This is a genomic window from Cysteiniphilum halobium, assembly GCF_003574425.1.
Classification (GTDB): domain Bacteria; phylum Pseudomonadota; class Gammaproteobacteria; order Francisellales; family Francisellaceae; genus Caedibacter; species Caedibacter halobius.
Window position 1 is genome coordinate 22,426 of the sequence record NZ_QLIU01000008.1, and the last position, 19,934, is coordinate 42,359.

The window sequence follows — 19,934 nt, forward strand, 5'->3', positions numbered from 1 at the left end:
AAAATAAAAACGCGTCAACATATTTTTGAGCGTTGAAATAAAAGGAGATCGTAATGGGTAAAATTATTGGTATAGATTTAGGTACAACCAACTCTTGTGTTGCGGTAATGGATGGCAAAACTGCTCGTGTTATCGAAAATGCAGAGGGTGCGCGTACAACCCCTTCCATCGTAGCATATACTGAAGGTGGTGAGATTCTAGTAGGGCAAGCAGCTAAGCGTCAAGCGGTAACGAATCCACACAATACACTATTTGCCGTGAAGCGTTTGATAGGACGCAAGTTTGACGAGAAAGTGGTGCAAGATGACATCGTTAAAAAAGTCCCTTATAAAGTAATTAAAGCCGATAATGGTGATGCTTGGGTTGAAGTGTTAAAAGATAAAAAAATGGCTCCCCCGCAAGTATCGGCTGAAGTATTGCGTAAAATGAAAAAAACCGCAGAAGACTTCTTAGGTGAAACCGTCACAGAAGCCGTAATTACTGTTCCTGCTTACTTTAATGACGCGCAACGTCAAGCAACAAAAGACGCAGGTCGCATTGCTGGCTTGGATGTTAAACGTATTATTAATGAGCCAACAGCAGCGGCACTTGCTTATGGTATGGATAAGCAAAAAGCAGATCAAACGATTGCCGTTTATGACTTAGGTGGTGGTACATTTGACGTATCTATTATCGAGATTGCTAATGTTGATGGCGATAGCCAAATCGAAGTATTAGCAACCAATGGTGATACTTTCCTAGGTGGTGAAGATTTTGATGTTGCGTTAATGAATTATCTCATTGACGAATTCAAGAAAGAAAGCGGTATTGATCTACACAATGATACGCTAGCTCTGCAGCGTTTACGTGAAGCAGCTGAGAAGGCTAAGATTGAATTATCATCCGCGCAACAAACGGATGTTAACTTGCCATATATCACAGCGGATGCAAGCGGTCCTAAGCATTTAAATATCAAAGTAACACGCGCTAAATTTGAATCACTGGTTGAAAACCTAGTTAAACGTTCGATTGATCCGTGCAAAAAAGCATTGCAAGATGCTGGTTTAAAAGTATCTGAAATTACCGATGTGTTGTTAGTTGGTGGTCAAACACGTATGCCTAAAGTGCAAGAAGAGGTTAAAGCATTCTTTGGTAAAGAGCCACGTCGTGATGTTAACCCTGATGAGGCTGTTGCTATGGGTGCAGCTATTCAAGGTGGTGTCCTAGCCGGTGATGTGAAAGACGTGTTACTTCTTGATGTAACACCATTATCATTAGGTATTGAGACTATGGGTGGTGTGATGACTAAGTTGATTGAGCGCAACACGACGATCCCAACGAAGAAATCACAAATTTTCTCAACAGCAGAAGACAATCAACCAGCGGTTACGATTCATGTGTTGCAAGGTGAGCGTGAAATGGCGTCTGCGAATAAGTCATTGGGTCGATTTGACTTATCTGATATCCCACCAGCACAACGTGGTATGCCACAAATTGAAGTCACTTTTGATATCGATGCCAATGGTATCTTAAATGTATCAGCAAAAGATAAGGCAACAGGCAAAGAACAGAATATCGTGATTAAAGCATCAAGCGGTTTGTCTGAAGATGATATTAATAATATGGTTCAGGATGCTGAAGCAAATGCTGAAGCCGATAAGAAGTTCCACGCGTTAGTCTCAGCACGCAATACAGGGGATAACTTATTACATAGTGCACGTAAATCGTTAAAGGATTTGGAAGATAAAATCTCTGAAGATGAAAAAGCGAAAGTTGAAGCTGCATGCACTGAATTGGAAGCTGTGTTAAAGACAGATAACAAAGATGACATCGAAGCAAAGACTAAAGCATTAGAAGAAGCATTTTCACCGATTGCGCAAAAAGCCTATGAGCAGGCACAAGGTCAAGCGAATGCTGAATCCGGAGCTTCAACGGAAGAGCCAAAGCAGCAAAAAGCAGATGATAATGTCGTGGATGCTGAGTTTGAAGAAGTTAAAGATGATGATAAAAAATAATTGATTTAAATAAACTATAACTTTTAACTTGAAAAATGCGGGCATGTCCCGCATTTTTTATAGCGTTTTGAATTGAACTAGAATAATGGTAGTACTATGCCTAGAGATTATTATGAAATATTAGGGGTATCTAAAAGCGCAACAGAGCAAGAGCTTAAACGTTCATATCGTAAATTAGCCATGAAATATCATCCGGATAGAAATCCTAATGATAAAGATGCGGAAACGAAGTTTAAAGAAGCGTCTGAAGCTTATGAAGTTCTAAGTGATCCACAAAAGCGTGCCGCTTATGATCAATTTGGTCATGCTGGTGTCAATCAAGGCGGTGGCCACGGTGGCTTTAGTGGCGGGCAAGGGTTTGGTGACATCTTTGGCGATATCTTTGGTGACATTTTTGGTGGCGGTGGTCAAAGATCAGGGCGTTCATCGCGTGCACAAAGCAGGCGTGGCAATGACTTGCAATATAATCTAGAGATTACACTTGAAGAAGCAGTACACGGCACGACCAAGAAGATCAAAGTGCCAACCTATGTTTCGTGTGATAGCTGTCATGGCTCAGGTGGCTCTGGTAAGCAAACATGTGGCACATGTCATGGCGCGGGTGCTGTGCGTATGTCACAAGGTTTCTTTTCAGTTGAGCAGACATGTCCTACTTGCCACGGTGCCGGCTCTACGATTAAAGATCCATGTCGCGCTTGTCATGGTCAAGGACGCAAGCAAGATGTTAAATCACTTTCTGTGAAAATTCCAGCAGGTGTTGACACAGGTGATAGAATTCGCTTATCAGGTGAGGGCGAGGCTGGTGAAAATGGCGCACCTGCGGGAGATCTATATGTTCAGGTGCATGTTAAAGAGCATGCGATTTTTGAGCGTAATGGTTCTGATCTGTATTGTGAAGTGCCAATTAGCATTATGACAGCGTGCTTGGGTGGTGAGCTTGATGTGCCAACGATTGATGGTAAAGTGAAGCTCAAGATTCCAGCTGAAACACAAACAGGTAAAATGTTTAGGCTACGAGGCAAAGGAGTTAAAGCCTTGCGTGGCAATAGCATGGGAGATTTGATGTGTAAGGTGACTGTAGAGACACCAATTAATCTCAATAGTAAACAGCGCGAATTATTAGAGGCTTTTGGTGAGTCCATTGGTGAGCATCAAACGCATTCACCAAAATCAAAATCCTGGTTTGATAATGTCAAAGAGTTTTTTGCTGGGAATTGATGATTTTATTTTATGCATAATCTGTATTGGTCTGGATATAATCTGACGTAAAAAATCAAATGGATATTTGTTTTTATGATGATGTTTAGTAAGTTTCTTCACTTACATTAAGGTCGCAATAACAAATAAACGCATTTTCGGTATACTGGCAAGTAAGATAATCAACTGAGATTTTGACGGGTGTCATTTGTATATAGATGTTGTCATTTAAAGTGGAAATATGTAGTTTCGCTGTTTCGCTCATTTTTGTAGTATCATTTTGGTTAAATAAAACAAGCTCGTACACGTTAACTGCATTAATACCAAGCGCTTTTTGCCTATCTTGAATCAATAGAGTGCTATTATATATTTCTTGCAGCGCTATCTGGCTTAACGCAGCAACTGCAATATCGTTTTCGCTTACTAACGTTGGACTAAAGTCGATTGCTTGAATTTGTTGTAAAAGACGCTTTATGCCCAGATAATAATGATCAGTTGCAAGCCCTAATTCGCAGCGGCTAGTGATTTTTAGATTAAGTATTGCTTGCGCTAAGTTTTCAGTATTATTTTCTTCATAAAGGGTATTTCCTGATGCCGCATAGTGAATATTGTTGATAAAATTTTTACCCGAGTTTTCTATTTCTTCCAGAATACCATTTGAGTCAAAGTGAGATTTGCTTGGGTCATCAAAGGGAAGTTTGTCTTTTATTGTTAGAGGGTTCTCAACGTCAGCTAACATATAAGACCAAAAAGAAACAGGGTTTGATAGCCAAGCTAAATCTGTAATCCCATCAATAAAGCTTGCAGTATAATGCGCAAGTGCTTTTTGGTTATCCACCCATGATTCAGCCACTCCTGTGATAAAGCCATCACGCTCTATATTTTCTCGTGTATTTCTAGCTAGGCTTGCAGACTTATCTACTAGTTCGACCATCATGACAACATCAGCTGCTTTACCTGCAGCCTTTGCAATTTTGGCTCCTTTGACTGCGATAGATTCTGACTTTAAAACTTGACTTGTTTTCGTACTTATAGGCGCAATATTTTCTGCTATTGTAAGAGAAGTAATTTTATCTGGTTGATGAAAATTGCTAACAACAGAGCGAAACTCTAAGCTATCGATCTCACTGGCTGTATTTTTAGCTGTTTTATAATCAAAATCTGAGGTTGATTTTGCCGTTTTGTAGTCAGATTGAGAAGCATTTTCTACAGATTTAAATGCATTATTATCAGAAGCACTAATAGCACCATCAATATTCTCTGTAGCTATTTTGTGCGTGGTTTCTTGATTAAATTGGATAAGATTTTCATAAGTTAAGGGTGCTGGTTTTTTAGGTAATCTTGCTTTTAATATTTCAATGGTCTCATTTTCCCATTGTTGTAATTCGTCTGCAGATAACCTTAATGTATGTTTACTTGGAGTTAATTGGCTAATTTGTGTTTTTAATTCTGGGTATTTTGCAATTAAACGATCTTTAAGTGCTTGTTGAAGTTGTGGGTAAATGTTCATCAGAAAATCACTTTCAAATTTAAATGGATCATTAAGCCATTGCCTGATATCGTCTTGATTAAATACTTTATCCTTTAATAAATGTGAAAAATTAGGATGTTGATTTTGAATACGTTGCTTGAGTAGATTTCTCAATGTTTGATAGTTGGTGTCTATAATCTTGTGCCCATATTGGTTTTTAATCCAGCGACTTAAAAAATTATCTTGTACGCCTGGGTGAGTACGTTCGTGTGCTAAAGCTAAGTCAGCTAAATCATCAGGCAAAATTTGAGCGGGATTCATATGATCTTCAATAGTTTGATTAAGTAACTTCTTACTGCCGCGATATAAACCTTTTAGTTTCTGCTGCATAGATAGATAATTATCATAGGTGTTAAGATATGATTGCTTTAAGTCAGGATAAGGAATGTGTGCTTTAGTATAATTTAATTGAAAGGGAGACTTAAAACCAATATGATCACGATATCCTAAGATCTTCATCTCAATATCAACTTCTTTTATTTTAAAAAGATCTAGGTTTTTATGTTTAGAAAAAAGCTTAATATCATTAGGGAAAACAACCTTACGATCACCCAATATTTCTTTGAATTCATCAGCAGTTTTAACGCCATATTCTCGAGTGATTGCTTTTAGGATATTATTAGCATTGTCATGGACAATGATTTCTTGGGCAGTTGCAAGCTTTAACTCATTCTCAAGCTGAAGATATCGATCAGATAATATATTCCCTGATTCAATCTCATATAGCAATTGTCCATACAAATCATCACGCCAAGTGTGTGCTCGTAATATAGAGCGTTCGCCTAAATCTTGCATGTATTCCATTTTTGCTGATGCAATTTTGTGAATATCACGTTTACTAGATGGTGTGTTTTTAAGGCCAGATTGAATCTCTCGTGGGTAATCTGGGTCTAAAGCGCCTTTTTTAAAATTATCAGATAGAATTTTGGTTTCACGGTCAGACAAAGAGGAAATAGGCTTCTCTAAAAAGTCTGCAGTTTGTCCGTATTTAAGTAGATGACTTTTTATTTTGAACAACTCTGCATCACGCTTAAGTTTAAGTGCATTAAATGCAGTTATCTTAAGGTTCATTGTGTTAGTTTGGACTTTGGTTATAGCATTTTTTAGCTCTACTGTCGTATCAGCAAGTGTATTTTCTATTGCTTTGACCCGTTGGCTAAAAGCGCTATTTTGCATTTGATTATTTTTATTGCGTTGAAAAATGGTATGAAGAAGTGGTATGTTCTTTGTCGACACAAGATGACGTTTAGGTTTTACTCTTTCTTGGGATAATGTGTTAGCGGTTAGATGAGACATGAGCTGTCTTACAATCTTTTGATTAAAAGTCGTGATGGTAGAATCGGTTAGTCTGTCGTTTGTAAATGACATATCATAAAATGTTTGGTGATTATCTGCTATAAATAGCGTAGGACTTAAGAGTTTAACTAATTGGTAATGTTGTGGCTTTTGATTGTTATGTGTTGTAGATTCTGGTTGAAGTGCATAAAGTAGTGACAGCTGCCCTTTTTCGTTATAAGCAAAGCCACTGATTGTGTTGTCTAGCTCTTTGATCATGATAATTTGATTATTATGATAGAAGTATTGTTCACTAAAATATTGTGTTTGATTTTTTTGTTCAACGATATAATCAATATGTGTTAATTGATGATGTTTATAGCTGAATTGAACATGGATGGTTATATCGTCATTAAATGGTGTTAGTCTAACAAGCGATAAGCGATCTAAAGCATCTTTCTTGGCAATAATCTCTGCACTTTGGTCAATGGATTGCTTCAATTGAATTAAATTTTTGTGATAGACAAGGTCATAACTTATGTTGGAGTCAGTATGAATTTTGGTTAACGCATAGGCCTGATAATCATATTCATCCCAATGATCAGTATCTGCATTTAAGAGTAGTAGACCGCTTTTCTTATCGTAATAGTAGCGCTCTCCATCTAGCTGATCAAAGCGGTATACGTTGCGTAGAGACCCTTCAACTTCCATGGTTTCATTAACAGTATTATCTTCTTTGCTGTAAATGCAAGAAAGGTTATTCGTTAGCAATAAGGTGTTAAACGATGGTATAGCAGCAGTATAATCATTTAACTGTTGATCAGGAGTCGATGTGAAATGATTGCTACAATAATATAAAGAAAGATATTCAAGTAGTTTAATGATAGTGCTACTACTAATGGGCATAAGTATTTTTTGGAGATAAGTTGTGGGCTTAAGCCATAGAACTTCTCTTGGTTCAGTAGCAGATGTATTTGGAAACTTGATTTCTTGTACGGTAATAATAGAACCATTTAGTGTAAGTCGATCATTTATTACGGATAGTTTTATTTTTTCCGGATTCATCACCAGGTTATTTGTCAATATGACTGTATTGCCTTTTTTCTGCAGTTGATAGGCAGGCTGTACATTCTTATTTATGCTTATAGTAATTATCTTTTGTGCGATATTGTAGTCTATGTTAATAGTTTGTTGATCTATTTGGTAACTTTTAAGCTGATAAATATTTATATGTTGCTCATCTTTTAAAAAATGCAGCGTAATATCTTGGTGTGTAATGCTTATAGTATTGTTAGATAGATTCGTTTGAAAGCCATGAAGTACAATAGTATCACCAAAATAATGCAACATATATTTGCCATTATCATAGTGAATAAAGGGGATTGAGAGCTGCCATTGTGATAATGCAAAGTTAGTTAACATATTAGTTGTCACATTATTGTCTGTATTAAGGAAATAGCCGATTGGAAGAAGTAAGTTATGATCAGTATATACATTTTGGTGCATAATGGGCATTAATGGAAAAACGGTTATATTTTTATTTTCCGCATAGAAATATTTAAATGCCTTAGATTGTTGAGCAAATTTCCAGTTAGTAAGGATTTGATGTGTATAATTTATATTAATTCCACAAGCAGCTTTTATGAGCAAGATAGCCTGACATATTAACAGTAGAAGACGCATAATTTTATACCCCGCTATTTAAAGGTTAAGCTCTAGAATTTAAAAGCCATTGCTTATTCTATAAGCTTGTTATATCGATCTGTCAGATATGCGGGGTTATCTAACTAGAAGTGTAGATGGTTTTTTATTTAATGGGTGTTTTTATTCTAAAATATGATCGTTTTTTTTTGGGTGATTACATGTTGTCTGCTCTAGTGGCATGCGTTTCATTTGGCTTAGAAATGTCTTAGGCAACTTTCATTCTTTAACGTTGGAAAGCGAATAAGTTTTTATCAAGCCAAAATTCAAAAAATCTCCAATCTAGTAACAACAAGCAATTATTAATTCTTTTTAAGCACAGACAGAAATGCTTCTTGTGGCACTTCAACGTTACCGACTTGCTTCATACGTTTCTTACCGGCTTTTTGTTTTTCAAGTAGCTTGCGTTTACGTGATACATCGCCACCATAACACTTAGCAAGAACGTTTTTACGCATCGCTTTCACGGTACTTCTAGCGATAATGCTGCCGCCAATCGCCGCTTGAATGGCAACTTCGAACATCTGTCTTGGGATAAGCTCTTTTAAGCGTTCCACCAACTCACGTCCTTTATAAACGGATTGATCTTTATGAACGATACTGGCTAGAGCATCGACTTTCTCACCATTAATGAGAATATCTAATAGCACCATATTGGCGGCTTCATAACGTTGTAATTCATAGTCAAGCGAGGCATAGCCGCGACTAACGGATTTTAGGCGATCAAAGAAATCAGAAACCACTTCAATCATCGGGATGTCATAGACAATAGATACTTGGCGACCTAAATAGTTCATATCCACTTGCGTACCACGTTTTTCAACACAAAGTGTGATAATTGCACCGACATAATCCTGAGGTACTAAAATAGACGCACGAACGATTGGTTCACGTACCTCAGCAATGGCGGAAGGTTCAGGTAGCTTTGATGGGTTATCTACTTCAATTTCTTCACCATTTTTAAGGGTTACTTTATAGATAACCGTTGGTGCAGAGGTAATAAGATCAAGATTATATTCACGCTCTAGACGCTCTTGAATAATCTCCATATGCAAAAGTCCCAAAAATCCGCAACGAAAGCCAAAGCCAAGTGCTTGAGAGACTTCAGGTTCAAAGAAAAGAGAGGCGTCATTTAAGCTTAATTTTTCCAATGCCTCGCGAAATGCTTCAAAGTCATCTGCACTAATCGGGAACATACCAGCGTATACTTGAGGTTGAACACGCTTAAATCCTGGAACAGGTTTATCCGTGGGGTTTTTGGTAAGTGTCAACGTGTCCCCTACAGGGGCACCATGAATATCTTTAATGCCGGCAACGATAAAGCCAACTTCACCAGCTTTTAGTGCTTGTTGTTTATGCATTTTGGGTGTAAAAACGCCAAGTTGATCGACTTGATAGCTTTGTCCTGTCGACATCACTTTAATTTTGTCTCCTACTTGCAGCTGGCCATTGCGAATTCGTACTAATGAAACAACACCAAGATATGGATCGAACCACGAATCGATAATTAATGCTTGTAATGGTGCATTTAAGTCACCAACAGGTGCTGGAATTTTAGCAATAATCGTCTCTAAAACATCCTCTACACCCAAGCCGGTTTTGGCACTGCAAGTTGTGGCACCGACGGCTTCAATGCCAATAATATCTTCAATCTCAGCACAGACACGTTCAGGCTCAGCTGAAGGGAGGTCAATTTTATTAAGTACTGGGATTACTTCTAGGTTTTGCTCAATCGCGGTATAGCAGTTGGCAACTGTTTGTGCTTCAACGCCTTGGGCAGCGTCAACCACCAATAGCGCACCCTCGCAAGCAGCTAGAGAACGTGATACTTCATAGGAGAAGTCAACATGTCCTGGTGTGTCGATAAAGTTCAGCTGATAGGTTTGTCCATCTTTTGCTGTATAGTTTAAAGTAACACTCTGTGCTTTAATGGTAATACCACGCTCGCGCTCAATATCCATTGAATCAAGGACTTGTTCTTTCATCTCGCGGTCAGTTAGGCCTTGACATACTTGGATAAATCGATCAGAGAGCGTTGATTTGCCGTGGTCAATATGCGCAATGATGGAAAAGTTTCGGATGTGTTGCATAGCAGCTTGTGTAGTAGATATTTTGTTATGGCGAGCATTATGCCGAAAAAATGATATAAAAGGAATCATCAGTTGCGTGGCGAATCTGTTTACCTTTATCAAAAACGTAGTTTGCGTATAAAAATCCAACTATTGTCCTTTGTTATAGCCAAGGATAGTGATAGAATGCCTGCCAGCGGCGTAAGCTGCGAGGTAAATAACCTTAACTAAAATTATTATAACTATTAAAGAACAATAAAGAGGATATTACTATGTCTAGAATCGCATCTTTGCAAGACCCGTTTTTAAATGCGTTAAGAAAAGAGAAAATTTCTGTATCAATTTACTTGGTAAACGGTATCAAATTGCAAGGCGTTATTGAAGCGTTTGATCAGTTTTCTATCGTGTTGCGCAACAGCGTCAATCAGATGGTTTATAAGCATGCGATCTCAACGGTAGTTCCTGCTAAAGCAGTACGTTTGGTTTATAGTAATTACAATCCAAATCATAGTCAGCAAAGCCACAATTCAGATCAAGAAGATGACTTTGAGTCTATGGATGAGAGCGCATTTGAAGAGTCATATGATGATGTCAACGATGCAAATGACCACTATAGCCAGCAATCTGCACAACAACAATAATAGTTAACTACACAATTTAAGAGGATCTTTCTTTGGAGATCTTTCAAGAACATGAGGTAGGTGAGAACTGCCTGCTTATTGATATCAATTTTTCATCCAAACCTGAATTAAACGCCGAACTTTCTGAGCTCAATGGTTTAGTACATGCTGCCAATTGGCAAATTGTGCAGACTATTAGTGCAAGGCGTGCGCAACCTGACCCTAAATACTTTTGTGGTAAAGGTAAACTAGAAGAGATTAAAGCAATAGTTGAAAAGCATGAGATTGATCTAGTCGTCTTTAATCATAGTATTACACCATCTCAAGAGCGTAATATTGAAAAAGCATTACACTGCAAAGTAATTGATCGTACGCGTTTGATCTTGGAGATATTTTCACAGCGCGCGCAAACGCATGAAGGGAAACTTCAGGTAGAACTGGCACAGTTAAATTATGCAGCCACGCGTCTTGTGCGTGGTTGGACGCATTTGGAGCGGCAAAAGGGTGGTATTGGTGTTAGGGGAGGTCCAGGAGAGACCCAGCTTGAGCTAGATCGACGACTTTTGCGTCAACGAATTGCTCAAATTGAGAATCGTCTTGAAAAAGTTAAGAAACAACGCGGATTAAGTCGTGCATCACGTCAAAAAAATGACGTGCCAACGATTGCCTTTGTCGGTTATACCAATGCCGGAAAATCGACATTGTTTAATCAGTTAAGTGGTGCAAATGTTTTAGCCAAAGATCAATTATTTGCAACTTTGGATCCCACTTTGCGTCAAATTAATGTGCCTAAATTAGGTGAAGTTGTGTTATCCGATACCGTAGGATTTATTCGCAATTTGCCACACGATTTGGTTGAGGCATTTTGTGCAACGCTTGAAGAGGCGATTGAAGCAGATCTTCTGGTGCATGTTATTGATTATGCTGATGTACATCATCTTGCATATATCGAGCAAGTGAAATTAGTGCTAAAGCAGATTCATGCCGATAATAAGCCAATACTTAATGTCTATAACAAAGTTGATTGCTTAGACAATTTGTCACCACACATTGTCTATCATAAGGATCGTCCTGCTGATGTTTATCTTTCAGCACAAACCGGTAGAGGTGTTGAGTATTTATATGAATCGATTGCTAAGCACTTTAACCAAGAGTGGCTCAAAGGTGTTTTAACTTTAATGCCACATGAAGGCAAGATCCGTGCAGTCTTTTACCAACTTGGTGTGGTTGAAAAAGAACAGATCAATAGTTCAGGTGAATGTCAACTGACAATCCACATTGCCAAAAGTGATTTTGATGCGATATGTCGACATAATAAACTTGAGTTAATAGCAAAATTTAGTCACCATTAAAAGCACTGAAAGAGCAAATCAAAAGTAGTATCTATGGCATTGAAATTTTTGTCACGACATAAGGTCTTTAATCAAGGTCCACCGGACTTGGAAGAGGCGATTCGTCGATTTCTGGGCAAGGGACGTAAACAGGGTAATAACGCATCTGACAATAATCACGGTGGTGACCATAATAACAACAGTAACAACAATAATGATAATAATGAGCCGCCACGCAAGGATGATCATCAGCGTAAAAGCATTTACTCGCGTAGTGCCGATCAAAAACCATTGCCGGTGAAAAAAATCGCCATTGGTGTGATTGCTGCTATCATTATTATCTGGGCAGGTATGGGCATTTATGTTGTACAACCGGCGCAACAAGCCGCTGTACTGACCTTTGGTAAATTCTCAAGTATTGAGGGTCCTGGGATGCATTGGCATGCCCCGGGCTTTGTCAGTGTCATTAAAAAAGATGTCGAAGTATTAAATACGATTAAGCTTGATAAGCAAATGCTGACTTCTGAAGAGAATATTGTACATGTGTCATTCTCAGTGCAATATCGTATTGGTAATTTAGAAGATTACTTATTTGCCACCAATAATCCTGAACTTATCTTGCGTCAAGCACTTGAAAGTGCGGTACGTCAAGTCGTTGGTGAAAACAAACTAGAGAAGATACTTACCACCTCAAGAACCCAAATTACTTTAGAAGTGCAAAAAGAATTAGAGAAGCTATTGAATAAGTACAGAACTGGCATTTTGGTCAATGAAGTGATCATGCAACCAGCGCAAGCACCGGCTGAAGTCAAAAGTGCCTTTGATGATGTAATTAAAGCACGTGAAGACCGTGAGCGCGTACAAAACGAAGCACAAAGCTATGCCAATAAGGTTGTGCCAGTGGCTAAGGGTCGCGCGCAGCGGATCATGGATGAAGCACGTGCCTATCAGGAAAAAGTGGTGCTTGAAGCACAAGGTAACGTAGCTAACTTCAGTCAATTGTTGCCAGTGTATCAGCAAAATCCAAGAATTATTGAAAATCAATTATATTATCAGACAATGGAAAATATCTTTAAAAACAATAAGCTTTATATCGTCGATGGCGATGGTGCTAAAAATCTATTCTATGGTGATACATTATCACCGCTGGCAATTTCTTCAACCGTTCAAGGAGGTCAGCGATGAGCAATAAATCAATGGGTTTGATCGTCGTTGTAATCATTGTATTGTTGTTAATATTCAGTTCGATGTTTCGTGTCAACCAAGGAAATGAAGCTGTGATCTTAAAGCTTGGCGAACTAAACCAAACCAGTGATGGCCAGGTTAAAGTATACACTCCAGGGCTGCACTTTAAAATTCCACTGATTGAACAAGTCAAAATCTATGATATGCGTTTACGCACACTAACGGTGGATTCATCGCGCGTGGTGACCAATGAGCAAAAAGATGTGATCATCGATGCGTATCTAGAGTGGAAGATTAATAATATTTCTCAGTTCTATCGTAGTGTCTCGGGTAATGACTCAAGGGCTGAATTGTTATTAAGGCAATTCTTAGAAGCGTCGTTGCGTGCTGAGGTCGGTAAGATCGATATTCAAGGTTTGATCAATAATGAACGCGATCAACTGATGCAAACGTTAACCAAAAGCGTACAAGAGCAAGCTAAAAAGATTGGTATCGATGTTGTTGATGTACGTATTAAGCAGATTGATCTACCGGAAACAGTGACTGAGTCGATTTACCAAAGAATGCGCTCAGAGCGTCAAAAGGTAGCTGCATCTATTCGCGCGCAAGGTGAGCAGATGTCGGAATCTATTCGTGCCGATGCCGATGCCACCGTGACGATCACTCTAGCAAAAGCCGATCGCGATGCTAAAGAAATCAAAGCCAAATCCGATGCAAAAGCGGCTGAAATTTATGCGGATGCTTATGGCAAATCCGAGCGTTTCTATAATTTCTGGCGCAGCATGCAGGCTTATCAGATTAGTTTTAGTGGCAAAAAAGAGGATGTATTTATCTTAAAACCAGAAGGGAAGTTCTTTAGTTACTTTAATTCCTCCAATTTGCCTGCGGTAGTAAAAACCGCACCAGCACCGGCAAAATGATAATTTATATAATTCGATTTTCTCTGTTAATTCTTCTTGGAAATAAAAATATCTTATAATAATTCGTCGTATTGCTGGTTTTTTATTATTCTTTGGACGTTTAAACTATACAATAATATTAAATTTATGGAATAATGTTTAGGCGTTGTTTATAGCGCATTTAGAGCATTCGTCAGTGGATAGCTATTATGTGTTGTTAATGTTGGTTATAACTAAATTATATACCGCTCGTAAATCATTTTGCGGTGTTCGGTGCCGAAGAAGTTTTTGATGCTTTTGGGTGATTGGATTGCAGGTAATAGCTAGGACTATTGCCAAAGTTCAATCACCAAAAAGGGCGTAAAATTCAATGGCAGAAATGCTGTAAAATGGTTTATGAGCGGTATACTATGTAAGCGTGGACTGAGCATAAGTTGAAGTTCCTTGGTTGTTTCTAGAGTTGCCCTTTGACTTTGTCGAGGGTGCGATCGATAACCTGGGGTAAATGTTTAATCATAAGCTTAATATTAAGTAAATAAAGAATAATAATAAAAATGGGGCGGGCAAAAGAGAAATGAGTGTTGAGAAATTAAACTGGTCAGATGCGCGCATCTTGATGCACAAAGCCAATCCAGAGTTTGTAGCATTGCTAGATACTGTAGATGGCATTGAAAAATATGCGTTTACCAAATACAGCTATCGCTATGGTGATTTAGTCGGTGATGCTAATTATTTCTACGACCCGGATGGTAATACTGTCTCTGATAATATCCCTTTTGGCATGGTTGTTAAAAAGTCGATGCAGTTTTTTATGGAGCTAGGGGAGTATATTATCCCTGGTGAGTTGATAGTGCCAGGGGATTTTGCCTATATGAGTCAATTCTCCTATACACAAAAAATTAATATATTATCAACATGGAGTATGTGCGCAGGAACCAGAGTCCCAATTATAGTTAGTATCTATAAGCAATATTCAAAGTATGCTAGGATGCAAAGTGCCATGGGTGTAACTGAAGAGCTTTACTCGCCTTCTAATGATGGCACTGACTTTTCTGTTATTCGAAACATTGCTAGAGGGTTAAAGAGTGATTGGCGGTTTGTCTATATTGGATTTTCTGATGAGTTAACGGCATTGTTAAAAAGTAATAGTGATACTTGGCATATACGAGAATATATACTAAAGAAATTAATGAGAAGCAATCTATCGTCAAATACAAAGAGCTTATATCAAGATATTATTTTAAATTACATTAAAGTCCATCATTCAAGTATTAAGAACTTTTATTACTTAAGTAATGTTATAAATCATGTGCTTGATGCAGTTTGTGGCTATAGTATGATTCATAGATTAGCGGATAATGATATGACGTTACCATTACAAGAGATTCAGCAAGCATATCATGCGTTCTACAGGCCTAAGAATCCTCCTTTTATTTTGACCTCATCCAATTTTGCGATTAATCAAGATTATATACATTATTTTAGTATCCCGTACCATACGATGATGTATCGCCCAGAGCACATTGCCAATATTGTGGAGCTTTGCGTTAATGTCAAACGTTTAATTAGTGTATACTCAGGCGAGTTAAGTAATATCCCAATTGTGGGAGGTGGCGTGCTTTTGCAAAAACTGTCATCTATTAAATTCTCTGTCATAGCAGATCGACCCAATACATTTCAAAAGACCGATGATGTATTGCTGCTAAAGGAGTTGCCATTACACTGCAAAGACCTTTCAAAACAATTAAATAGTTATAGTTTATTAGATAAGAAATACACCATGCCTCAAAGATCAAGTTTCTTTTCCGGTGCCATCAACATGAGCTTTGAGTAAAGGTTTATTAGGCTTCGTTAAAAAAAGTACAACCATGCGCTTGATGACCAATGCAGCTAAACATATTCGTTCCCCCTTTTTTTAGTTATTCAAAAACATAAGTTCCCCTTATCAGATGATCGAATTTTACAAGGTTTTCAAAGGGAAGTTAATCGATTTTTCTCTGGTTTTTGTTGAGTTTCGTAATTTTCCACTCTATTAAATGCTAGGTTTTGCAATTATATCCTAAAATATAAACTATACTTATAATACGGATTATTAAGAGCTAAGGGTTAATCAATGCAATGGCGGCAGGTTATACTATATTGTGCAATTGCAACCTTTTTGTCTGGATGTAGTTTTTTGTTGCCATCAAAAAAGGTTGAGCGCAATGATCATTGGCAGAGCTTTAATAGTATTCAAACGGTTTATGATGAGGTGCTTCCAAATAAAACAACATTGCCTGAGCTGAATCATATGGGCTTTGATCCGTATGTTGCTAATAATGTGAAGATTGAAAACTATCTAGATATTCGCCTTCGTTTTGACCCGCTAAGTACGGGTAAGAACATTCCAGAGCCTGTAGCTGAGTGTCTTAGCCTATATAAGCGCTGTCAGGCATATGTTGTTAATGTCGATTATGAATACGAAGATCGCATTGGTAATGCGTTTTTAGATTTAACCGGATTTCGCAAAGAGATACTAAAAAAAGGTTGGCGCTTTCAAGCGGTATTTATTATCCAGGATCAACTAGTTGTTTATAAGCTTTGGTCGGGTGAGCCTAAACGCAAAGCATATATTGATGAGGTTAGGCCGCTTGGGCCCTTGCAAAGCTTAGATGATTTAATCACAGGTCCTGCAATTTCATTTTGATGTTGAAGAAAAGGGAAAACACACTGCCTTGAAGTATTACGCTACCTCGAACGTGTTACAGTACCCTGAGCGTAAGTCGAAGGGTCTTTAAGAGTTGAATTAGCAATAAAATAATGCGTTTGGCTTCGACTCACGCTCAGCCAACGTTGTTGTAAGAATATTCGTTTTAATTACGCGCGAACAAAGTCAGCGTGTAGGATTTTTGGCTTAAATGGGTGGCGTTGTAATGCTTTGATCTTAACGCTTTCAGCTTTGCCATTAATATCGATAGTAACCGTTGCTGTATAGAATGCCTTGTTTTCAGTAGCATGTAAGATCTTGTTATGATCAAGCGTGATAGCAGTTGCTTTAGAACCGTTGCCGTAGATAATGGCAGGAACTCTTCCTGCTTTACGTAGGCGGCGGCTCGCACCTGTACCTGTTTCAGTTTTTAATTCCGCGTGTAGCGTAAATTCTGTCATTTTAATTTCCTTAAAATTTATATTTAAAGTTAATTTTTATTTTAAAAAAACCTTCTTATCATGCGACCCTGATGAGAAAGCTCGTGGATTCTAACAAAAAAGCTAAGGAAAGTTAAGACTTAAATCAAATCACAAAACATTAAGCTAATAGATTCTTCATTATTGGTGCGACGAATAGCTTCTGAGAGCATGGGTGCTAATGATAGGGTTTTGATTTTCTTGCATTTAAGGGCTGCGTTATGCAGGGGAATAGAGTTAGTGACAACTAGCTCCTCAAGGACCGAGCTTTCAATATTCTCAATTGCTTTACCAGATAACACAGGATGCACACAGTAAGCTGAAACTTTTTTAGCACCATGATCAATAAGTGCTTGTGCAGCTTTGCATAGTGTGCCCGCCGTATCAACGATATCATCAACGATCAAGCAATGACGTCCATTGATATCACCAATGATATTCATGACTTCGGATTCATTAGCCTTTTGACGACGCTTATCAATAATTGCCAAATCGGTGTTAAGTGCTTTTGCCATGGCGCGCGCGCGTACCACGCCACCGACATCAGGGGAGACGACAATCGGGTTTTCTAAACGGCATGAGCGAATATAGTCTAATAAAATCGGTGTGCCATAGACATTATCTAATGGAATATTAAAAAAACCTTGAATCTGCTCGGCATGGATATCAACCGTTAATAAACGATCAATGCCAGCACCGGTTAACATATCAGCAACAACACGCGCTGAAATCGGTACACGCGATGAGCGTACACGGCGATCTTGGCGAGCATAGCCAAAGTAGGGAATAACAGCGGTGATGCGTCCGGCAGATGAACGCCGCAATGCATCGGTTAAAAACATCAACTCCATGATGTGATCATTAGTTGGTGGGCAAGTAGATTGTACGATGAAGACATCACGACCTCTAACGTTGTCAATGATCTCAATATGAGATTCGCCGTCACTAAAGGTGGAAACTGTAGCGCGTCCTACTTGTACACCCAAAAAGTGGGAGATTTCTTCAGTTAGCGCGTTGCATGCGCGCCCACTAAAAAGCATCAGATCTGACATGGCGTTATCCTAAAATTTGATTGCTGAAATTTGCTTAGAGAATATACCCAATTTTGAAAAAATATAAAGGTTTTTTTAAAGAACAATTTTATTCGACATGACTTAAGCGCGCAGGATGCCAATGGTCAACGTACATCTTAGTAGTACCTGCAATGGCTGCTGGAATAACGAGAATATTAAAAAAAGGAATCATCAAAAATACAGTGGTGATAAAACCAAAGCCTAAGCTTAGAGACTTTTGTTGAGAGAGTTGCTTTTTCATTTGTGGAAAGCTGATTTCATTATTATCAAAAGCATAATCAGCATATTGCACAACGTTAAACCAACATAACAGTACAAACCATAAAACACTGGTAAAAAGATTTATCACTGGAATGAAGTAACATAAGAAAATGATCAAAACCCATGGTAAGAAGGATAATAGCTTTTTAAATTCGCGTGCGATGGATCTAGGTGCAATAAGCATAAGTTTAGCAAATGTAAGCTTACTACCAACCTCTCGTCCTGTGAGTTTTTTTTGGATTTTCTCAGCAAGAAAACTATAAAAAGGTGAAGCAATAATAAGAGCAATCGCAGTAAAGAGATAAGCACTAAATAATAATAGCGCCAAAATAGCAATGATGTAAATCAACCAGCTAAACCATGTGAGCCAGCTAGGTAGATGAGTATCCACCCAGCTGATTAATAAAGAGACTTCATGTAGGCTAAACCACCACAGCGCAATAAAGATAATGGTATTAATAATAAGTGGCACAATTGTATAGCGTTTGATTCCTTTCTTAAAAATAAGTGTTAGTCCCGCGAAAAAATAGCTTATGCCACTGTTATCACCTTGGTGCTGGGCCATGATTATTCTCCCGTTACATTGGCAGTGTTTTGATAAAGGTGAGTTAATAGTGCCTGTTCTTGTGCTGTAAAATCTAGTGCTTCTTGACCAGAAAGACTAAAGTTTTGTTGGGTGTAGATTGGATTTCTACTTTCGAAATAAGTTTTTAGATTAAAATATTTATTGGCATTACTTTTAAATGCAACAATTTGTCCATGTTTAATTTCAAGCGTGATGTCGTCACCTTCAAAAACAAAATTGCGACTAAAGGGCAAGGTTTTGCCAAAGCGCCATTGCCAAGTGTGCAAGGTGTTTTTTTCATTGATAACCTGTTTATTTTCCATATATTCGGGGATATAGGTGATGTGTTGATTAAACTGATTTAAAAAACAATTACGGATTTTCTCAACGTTAATGTTTGGATTGACTGTTGCCAAGTTAATAACGCTTGAGCGCTTTGAGTGCACCCCCTTGGCCGTTAATGACTTATCAATGTTATGATGCAAATAGTGATATAGCTTGCTGGTATCAGCATTGATCAGTAAGGTGCCATGATGAAAGGATTTGTCTTTGGTCTCACGAAAAGCGCTTCCTGAGATTTTATAATCAGTATTTTCATGTGTTACTAAGATATCATTACGCTCGGAAGCATAAGCGTTGATGCCGCAGTTTTTAAGTACATTAACAATCAGTGCCAGATTTGCTTTTTTGTCGTAATCTTTGGATTTTGCCATAATAGTGTAGTTTAAATTACCCAAATCATGATAAACCGTACCCCCTCCGCTTTGGCGGCGGACAATTGGGATATTACTATTGTTTAAAGCATCAATATTGCACTCGCGCCAAGGGTTTTGGGCCCGTCCCATAATTACACAAGGGGCGTTTTGCCATAAATATAAAATAGGCGTATCCGTCAACATTTCACGAAAAAGCCAGTTTTCAACGGCAAGGTTATAAAAAGGGTTATGACTTGTAGCAATATAAACATTCATACGATAGTTTGTGTGACTTATTAAGCTTTGATAAAGTGGCAGTTTATACCCATCATAAAATATTTTACAGCGTTTCTTTCTGTTGATTTAAATTTGA

At 38.1% G+C, this 19,934-nt stretch carries 14 protein-coding genes; 8 read left to right on the plus strand and 6 right to left on the minus strand.

Going from position 1 to position 19,934, the window contains the following annotated elements:
- The first annotated feature begins 53 nt into the window (after positions 1 to 53).
- Both dnaK and dnaJ read left to right on the plus strand, forming a co-directional pair.
- Entirely contained in the window at positions 54 to 1,994 is a 1,941-nt protein-coding gene (dnaK, locus tag DNK85_RS02120) for a molecular chaperone DnaK (RefSeq protein WP_119327932.1), read from the plus strand.
- A gap of 96 nt (positions 1,995 to 2,090) precedes the next feature.
- The gene (gene dnaJ / locus DNK85_RS02125) at positions 2,091 to 3,212 is read left to right on the plus strand and encodes a molecular chaperone DnaJ (protein ID WP_119327933.1); all 1,122 of its coding nucleotides are present in this window, start codon (positions 2,091 to 2,093) and stop codon (positions 3,210 to 3,212) included.
- Positions 3,213 to 3,297: 85 nt separating this feature from the next.
- Here dnaJ and DNK85_RS02130 read toward each other — a convergent pair whose 3' ends face one another.
- Positions 3,298 to 7,419: a hypothetical protein gene (locus DNK85_RS02130; RefSeq protein WP_162896477.1), complete on the minus strand. Its 4,122-nt coding sequence runs from the start codon at positions 7,417 to 7,419 to the stop codon at positions 3,298 to 3,300.
- Positions 7,420 to 8,000: 581 nt separating this feature from the next.
- Positions 8,001 to 9,788, minus strand: coding sequence for a translation elongation factor 4 (lepA, locus tag DNK85_RS02135; protein WP_119327958.1), 1,788 nt, complete (start codon positions 9,786 to 9,788; stop codon positions 8,001 to 8,003).
- A gap of 251 nt (positions 9,789 to 10,039) precedes the next feature.
- Between lepA and hfq the strand changes: the two genes are divergently transcribed.
- From hfq to DNK85_RS02165, 6 genes are all read left to right on the plus strand, one after another.
- Positions 10,040 to 10,408, plus strand: coding sequence for an RNA chaperone Hfq (gene hfq / locus DNK85_RS02140; RefSeq protein ID WP_119327935.1), 369 nt, complete (start codon positions 10,040 to 10,042; stop codon positions 10,406 to 10,408).
- 32 nt (positions 10,409 to 10,440) lie between these two features.
- The gene (gene hflX / locus DNK85_RS02145) at positions 10,441 to 11,739 is read left to right on the plus strand and encodes a ribosome rescue GTPase HflX (protein ID WP_119327936.1); all 1,299 of its coding nucleotides are present in this window, start codon (positions 10,441 to 10,443) and stop codon (positions 11,737 to 11,739) included.
- Between the two features lie 33 nt (positions 11,740 to 11,772).
- Positions 11,773 to 12,903, plus strand: a complete 1,131-nt coding sequence (gene hflK, locus DNK85_RS02150) for an FtsH protease activity modulator HflK (RefSeq protein WP_119327937.1) — start codon at positions 11,773 to 11,775, stop codon at positions 12,901 to 12,903.
- The gene (hflC, locus tag DNK85_RS02155; protein WP_119327938.1) at positions 12,900 to 13,823 is read left to right on the plus strand and encodes a protease modulator HflC; all 924 of its coding nucleotides are present in this window, start codon (positions 12,900 to 12,902) and stop codon (positions 13,821 to 13,823) included. The genes hflK and hflC overlap by 4 nt, the downstream gene beginning before the upstream one ends.
- Before the next feature lie 553 nt (positions 13,824 to 14,376).
- Positions 14,377 to 15,636, plus strand: coding sequence for a hypothetical protein (locus DNK85_RS02160; RefSeq protein WP_119327939.1), 1,260 nt, complete (start codon positions 14,377 to 14,379; stop codon positions 15,634 to 15,636).
- Between the two features lie 279 nt (positions 15,637 to 15,915).
- Complete coding sequence (locus DNK85_RS02165) at positions 15,916 to 16,488, plus strand: hypothetical protein (protein WP_119327940.1); 573 nt, start codon at positions 15,916 to 15,918, stop codon at positions 16,486 to 16,488.
- Positions 16,489 to 16,658: 170 nt separating this feature from the next.
- Here DNK85_RS02165 and rplY read toward each other — a convergent pair whose 3' ends face one another.
- The 4 genes from rplY to DNK85_RS02185 form a co-directional block, all read right to left on the minus strand.
- A complete protein-coding gene (gene rplY / locus DNK85_RS02170) occupies positions 16,659 to 16,949 on the minus strand; it encodes a 50S ribosomal protein L25 (RefSeq protein WP_119327941.1) in 291 nt (96 codons plus the stop codon).
- 119 nt (positions 16,950 to 17,068) lie between these two features.
- Positions 17,069 to 18,019 carry a ribose-phosphate pyrophosphokinase gene (locus DNK85_RS02175; protein ID WP_119327942.1) on the minus strand — a complete coding sequence of 317 codons (951 nt, stop codon included), beginning with the start codon at positions 18,017 to 18,019 and terminating at the stop codon, positions 17,069 to 17,071.
- An 88-nt stretch (positions 18,020 to 18,107) separates the two neighbouring features.
- On the minus strand, positions 18,108 to 18,866 hold the full coding sequence (gene cysZ, locus DNK85_RS02180) for a sulfate transporter CysZ (protein ID WP_119327943.1): 759 nt from the start codon (positions 18,864 to 18,866) through the stop codon (positions 18,108 to 18,110).
- A 2-nt stretch (positions 18,867 to 18,868) separates the two neighbouring features.
- Complete coding sequence (locus tag DNK85_RS02185) at positions 18,869 to 19,837, minus strand: lipoate--protein ligase (protein ID WP_119327944.1); 969 nt, start codon at positions 19,835 to 19,837, stop codon at positions 18,869 to 18,871.
- Positions 19,838 to 19,934: the final 97 nt, after the last annotated feature.

Excerpts from the sequence above, each read along its gene's own strand:
- cysZ (WP_119327943.1), bottom strand. The coding sequence starts at position 18,866 with ATGGCCCAGCACCAAGGTGATAACAGTGGCATAAGCTATTTTTTCGCG.
- DNK85_RS02160 (WP_119327939.1), top strand. The coding sequence starts at position 14,377 with ATGAGTGTTGAGAAATTAAACTGGTCAGATGCGCGCATCTTGATGCAC.
- DNK85_RS02130 (WP_162896477.1), bottom strand. The coding sequence starts at position 7,419 with ATGTTAACTAACTTTGCATTATCACAATGGCAGCTCTCAATCCCCTTT.
- hfq (WP_119327935.1), top strand. The coding sequence starts at position 10,040 with ATGTCTAGAATCGCATCTTTGCAAGACCCGTTTTTAAATGCGTTAAGA.
- lepA (WP_119327958.1), bottom strand. The coding sequence starts at position 9,788 with ATGCAACACATCCGAAACTTTTCCATCATTGCGCATATTGACCACGGC.
- hflC (WP_119327938.1), top strand. The coding sequence starts at position 12,900 with ATGAGCAATAAATCAATGGGTTTGATCGTCGTTGTAATCATTGTATTG.
- rplY (WP_119327941.1), bottom strand. The coding sequence starts at position 16,949 with ATGACAGAATTTACGCTACACGCGGAATTAAAAACTGAAACAGGTACA.
- DNK85_RS02185 (WP_119327944.1), bottom strand. The coding sequence starts at position 19,837 with ATGAATGTTTATATTGCTACAAGTCATAACCCTTTTTATAACCTTGCC.
- hflK (WP_119327937.1), top strand. The coding sequence starts at position 11,773 with ATGGCATTGAAATTTTTGTCACGACATAAGGTCTTTAATCAAGGTCCA.
- DNK85_RS02175 (WP_119327942.1), bottom strand. The coding sequence starts at position 18,019 with ATGTCAGATCTGATGCTTTTTAGTGGGCGCGCATGCAACGCGCTAACT.
- DNK85_RS02165 (WP_119327940.1), top strand. The coding sequence starts at position 15,916 with ATGCAATGGCGGCAGGTTATACTATATTGTGCAATTGCAACCTTTTTG.
- dnaJ (WP_119327933.1), top strand. The coding sequence starts at position 2,091 with ATGCCTAGAGATTATTATGAAATATTAGGGGTATCTAAAAGCGCAACA.
- dnaK (WP_119327932.1), top strand. The coding sequence starts at position 54 with ATGGGTAAAATTATTGGTATAGATTTAGGTACAACCAACTCTTGTGTT.